Raw genomic sequence first — 1,417 nt, 5'->3', positions numbered from 1 at the left:
TCACCTCAGATATCGAATGTAATGCCCTGCGCGAGGGGGAGGTTGCGGGAGTAGTTGATGGTGTTGGTCTGGCGCCGCATGTAGGCCTTCCATGCGTCTGAGCCGCTTTCGCGTCCGCCGCCGGTTTCTTTTTCGCCGCCAAAGGCCCCACCGATTTCCGCACCCGAGGGACCGATGTTGACGTTGGCGATGCCGCAGTCTGATCCGGCGGCTGACAGGAAATACTCGGTCTCGCGCACATCTGTCGAAAAGATGCACGACGACAGGCCCTGTGGCACCGCGTTCTGCATCTCAATCGCCTGATCCAGATCGCTGTATTTCACCACATAGAGGATCGGCGCAAAGGTTTCGGTGTGCATGATCGCCGACTGATCCGGCATTTCGACAATCGCCGGGTGGGCATAGGCCGCCGCGCCGTGGCTTTCAGCCAAGGCCTGACCACCGCCATGCACCACGCCGCCCTCGACCTGAGCCTGCGTCAAGGCAGAGCCCATCGCCGCCAGCGCGCCGGTGTCGATCAGCGGTCCAACCAAGGTTCCGCTGGCCAGTGGATCGCCAATCGGCAGCCCCTCGTAGGCTTTGATCAGACGCGGGATAAGGGCGTTGTAGACGTCTTCGTGCACGATCAGGCGGCGCAATGTGGTACAGCGTTGACCCGCGGTGCCAACGGCTGAAAACACAATCGCCCGCAGCGCCATTTCCAGATCCGCCGAGGGTGCCACGATCATCGCGTTGTTGCCGCCCAGTTCCAGAATGGTTTTGCCCAGCCGTTTGGCCATATCGCTGGCCACGGCCTGCCCCATCGGCACCGACCCGGTGGCCGAGATGATCGCGACGTCCTTGGAGGCGGTCAGCGCCGCGCCCAGATCCCGTTCGCCGATCAGCGTCTGGATCAGGCCCTCGGGCGCATCATCGCCAAAGTCACGACACACGCGGTCACAGATCTTTTGCACAGCCAGCGCGGTCAGGGGCGTTTTCTCGGACGGTTTCCAGATCACCGGATCGCCACAGACCAGCGCCAGCGCCGCGTTCCAGCACCAGGGCGCGACAGGGAAATTAAACGCCGTGATCACGCCGCAGGTTCCCATCGGATGCCAGGTTTCGCGCATCGCGTGGCCCGGGCGTTCGCTGGCGATGGTCAGACCGTACAGCTGCCGCGACAGCCCCACGGCAAAGTCGCAGATGTCGATCATCTCTTGGACCTCGCCTAGCCCTTCTTGATAGATCTTGCCGCATTCCAGCGTCACGAGCCGACCCAGGTTTTCCTTTTCGCGCCGCAGCTCTTCGCCCAGCAACCGCACCAATTCCCCACGCCGCGGGGCGGGCACTACACGCCACGCTTTGAATGCATCCTTGGCGTTGGCAATCTGCGCTTCAGCCTCGGCTACGCTGTGCATCGCAAGCGCCGCGATCTTGG

General features: G+C 62.9%; 1 protein-coding gene. It reads right to left on the bottom strand.

The window, feature by feature from the left end; all coding sequences use genetic code 11:
• Nucleotides 1–5 precede the first annotated feature (5 nt).
• Nucleotides 6–1,417, bottom strand: a 1,412-nt coding sequence (gene amaB, locus ABWV33_RS22400; protein WP_353333962.1) for an L-piperidine-6-carboxylate dehydrogenase, incomplete at its 5' end; no start/stop codon positions are given.

Source organism: Phaeobacter sp. NW0010-22, assembly GCF_040365955.1.
GTDB lineage: Bacteria > Pseudomonadota > Alphaproteobacteria > Rhodobacterales > Rhodobacteraceae > OMPR01.
The sequence above is the reverse complement of the archived record's forward strand: the minus strand, read 5'-3'. Positions and strand labels throughout refer to the sequence as shown.